We start from the raw sequence: 3,683 nt of genomic DNA on the forward strand, positions 1-3,683 counted from the left end.
GGACGGTGGCCTTTGTTGCCGCCTTCGATGTCCTGGTCGGACATCCACGAACCTTGCTCGGAGTAGATTTTGAACATCGAGCCGGAGATGTCGGACTTGAACTTCACTTCGTCGAAGATGAAGAATTCTGGTTCTGGACCGGCGAAGACGGTGTCACCGATACCGGTGGTCTTCAGGTATTCCTCGGCACGGTGCGCGATGGCGCGCGGGTCGCGATCGTAACCTTGCATGGTCGAAGGTTCGATGATGTCGCAAACCAGGATCAGGGTCGCGTCTTCGGTGAACGGGTCGAGAACGGCAGTATCGTCGTCCGGCAGCAGGATCATGTCGGAGGCTTCGATGCCTTTCCAGCCAGCGATGGAGGAACCGTCGAACATCTTGCCGACTTCGAAGAAGTCGTCTTCCAGCGCATCGCGAGCCGGCATGGTCACGTGGTGCTGAGTGCCTTTGGTGTCCGTGAAGCGCAGATCAATCCACTTGACGTCATGATCTTTGATGAGTTGAACCGACTTCGACATAGTGTCCTCCGGGTGGCTTAGGGCTTGGTAGTGGATGCCCTTAATTTGGGTGATGCCGGCGCAGATACTCTGCCAAGGCAACCTGCCTCACAAGGGAGCAAATTGCATGCCAGTGCCCCAGCATGGGTTTTTTGCCCCAATTTCACGCTTTCAAAGCAAGAAAGCGCCATAAAGGCGAAATTATCGCCCCTTAATGTAGCGCTTCAAATCAGAAATGACCCGTTTTGGTGCAAGTGAAACCTTCTGCATATTAACTGGTTAAACCTTGAGCAATTTCCGCTATAATCCGCGCCCCCCTTTTTCGGCTGGCCCTGCGCGCGCTGTTTTCATGAAACTAATCGTAAAAGTCTTCCCCGAGATCACCATCAAAAGCCGCCCTGTCCGGATGCGTTTCATCCGCCAGCTGGCCAAGAACATCCGCGCCGTGCTCCGCGATCTGGACCCGGCCGTGGTGGTGAACGGTGTGTGGGACAATCTCGAGCTGGAAACCCGCGTGACCGACCCCAAAGCCTTGAAAGAGATGGGCGAGCGCCTCACTTGTACTCCCGGCGTCGCGCACTTTCTGCAGATCGACGAATACCCGCTGGGCGACTTCGACGACATCACCGAGAAGTGCAAACAGCACTACGGCGATGTGCTGGCCGGGAAGATTTTTTCGGTGCGCTGCAAACGTGCAGGCAAGCATCCGTTCAGCTCGATGGACGTCGAAAAATACGTCGGCAGCAAGCTGCGTCGCGAATGCGGGGCGGCCGGAATCGACCTCAAAGACCCGGAAATCGAAGTTCGCATCGAAGTTCGCGACCAACGGTTGTTTGTCATCCACAGCCAGCACAACGGTATTGGCGGTTACCCGCTCGGCGCCCTAGAGCAGACGCTGGTATTGATGTCCGGCGGCTTTGACTCGACGGTTGCCGCGTACCAGATCATGCGCCGCGGCCTGATGGCGCATTTCTGCTTCTTCAATCTGGGCGGGCGTGCCCACGAACTGGGGCGTGATGGAAGTCGCGCATTTCATCTGGAAGAAGTACGGCAGCTCGCAACGCGTGCTATTTGTCAGTGTTCCGTTCGAAGAAGTGTTGGGTGAAATTCTCGGCAAAGTCGATAACAGTCATATGGGCGTCGTATTGAAGCGTATGATGTTGCGCGCATCGTCGGCCATTGCCGACCGGCTGCACATCGACGCGCTGGTCACCGGCGAAGCGATTTCCCAGGTATCGAGCCAGACGCTGCCGAACCTGTCGGTGATCGACTGCGTGACCGACAAGCTGGTCCTGCGCCCACTGATCGTTGCGCACAAGCAGGACATCATCGACACGGCCAACGAGATCGGCACCGCCGATTTCGCCCGGCACATGCCGGAGTACTGCGGGGTCATCTCGGTCAATCCGAAGACCGCCGCCAAGCGCCACCGTGTTGAGCACGAAGAGAAAGAATTCGACATGGCGGTCCTCGAGCGTGCGCTCGAAAACGCCAAACTGGTGCCGATCGATCGAGTGATCGACGAATTGGGCCAGGACTTGCAGATCGAAGAAGTCGGCGAAGCGCTGGCCGGTCAGATCGTCATCGACATCCGTCACCCGGATGCGGCCGAGGATGACCCGCTGGAACTCGCCGGCATAGAAGTACAGACGATGCCGTTCTACGCAGTGAACGCTCGTTTCAAGGAGCTGGATCCGACTCGCCAGTACCTGCTGTATTGCGACAAAGGCGTGATGAGTCGCCTGCATGCTCACCATTTGCTCAGTGAGGGGCATGCCAATGTGCGCGTTTATCGACCGAGCTAAGTGCCCGGGGCTGTTTGCCTGTGGCCTGCGTCACCGGCCCCCCGACACCGCCGTCAAGCTGTAACGGCCATGCCGGACACTACTGTTAATCGCTGCCAAGACTTGTCAGCAAACCGAATCCTCTGATCGAGATACACAAGTGATCGAAAATCTACGTAACATCGCCATCATTGCCCACGTTGACCATGGTAAGACCACCCTGGTAGACAAACTCCTGCGTCAATCCGGCACTCTGGAGCGCAACGAGCTCAACGACGAGCGCGTGATGGACTCCAACGACCAGGAAAAAGAGCGCGGTATTACCATCCTGGCGAAAAACACCGCTATCAACTGGAACGGCTACCACATCAACATCGTGGACACCCCGGGCCACGCCGACTTCGGCGGCGAAGTAGAACGCGTAATGTCGATGGTTGACTCCGTTCTGCTGCTGGTTGACGCTCAAGACGGCCCTATGCCGCAAACCCGTTTCGTGACCAAGAAGGCGTTCGAAGCCGGCCTGCGTCCAATCGTGGTGATCAACAAGGTTGACCGTCCAGGCGCGCGTCCGGACTGGGTTCTGGACCAGATCTTCGACCTGTTCGACAACCTCGGTGCGACCGAAGAACAACTGGACTTCCAGGTTGTTTACGCTTCGGCCCTGAACGGCATCGCCGGTCTGGACCACACCGCCATGGGCGAAGACATGACTGCGCTGTACCAGGCAGTGGTCGACCACGTTCCGCCTCCGGCCGTTGACCGTGACGGTCCGTTCCAGATGCAGATCTCCGCTCTGGACTACAACAGCTTCCTGGGTGTTATCGGTGTTGGCCGTATCGCTCGTGGTCGCGTCAAGCCGAACACCCCGGTTGTCGCGATCAGCGCCGACGGCAAGCGCCGCAACGGTCGTATCCTGAAGCTGATGGGTCACCACGGTCTGCACCGCATTGACGTTGAAGAAGCAGCAGCCGGCGACATCGTCTGCATCAGCGGCTTCGACGAGCTGTTCATCTCCGACACCCTGTGCGACATCAACACCGTCGAGGCGATGAAGCCGCTGACCGTTGACGAGCCAACCGTTTCCATGACCTTCCAGGTAAACGACTCGCCATTCTGCGGTAAAGAAGGCAAGTTCGTGACCTCCCGTAACATCAAGGATCGTCTGGACAAAGAGCTGCTGTACAACGTTGCACTGCGCGTTGAAGAAGGCGACTCGGCTGACAAGTTCAAGGTTTCCGGCCGTGGTGAGCTGCACCTCTCGGTACTGATCGAAACCATGCGTCGCGAAGGCTTCGAGCTGGCCCTGGGCCGTCCTGAAGTGATCATCCGTGAAGTTGACGGCGTGAAGCAGGAACCGTTCGAAAACGTCACCATCGACATCCCTGAAGAATCGCAGGGCAAG

General features: G+C 57.6%; 2 protein-coding genes and 1 pseudogene. 2 read left to right on the forward strand and 1 reads right to left on the reverse strand.

Features of this window, described 5'->3' with window-relative positions; genetic code table 11:
• Nucleotides 1-518: glutamine synthetase beta-grasp domain-containing protein (locus HT737_RS17520; protein ID WP_182403444.1), on the reverse strand; the 518-nt coding region annotated here is incomplete at its 3' end.
• 328 nt (nucleotides 519-846) lie between these two features.
• Between HT737_RS17520 and thiI the strand changes: the two are divergent.
• Together thiI and HT737_RS17530 are read left to right on the forward strand one after the other, a co-directional pair.
• Nucleotides 847-2,302, forward strand: a pseudogene (gene thiI / locus HT737_RS17525) (tRNA uracil 4-sulfurtransferase ThiI).
• A gap of 139 nt (nucleotides 2,303-2,441) precedes the next feature.
• A partial coding sequence (locus HT737_RS17530; RefSeq protein WP_182403446.1) for a GTP-binding protein occupies nucleotides 2,442-3,683 on the forward strand: 1,242 nt, incomplete at its 3' end.

It is taken from the genome of Pseudomonas sp. MD195_PC81_125, assembly GCF_014060985.1.
Taxonomy (GTDB): domain Bacteria; phylum Pseudomonadota; class Gammaproteobacteria; order Pseudomonadales; family Pseudomonadaceae; genus Aquipseudomonas; species Aquipseudomonas parakoreensis.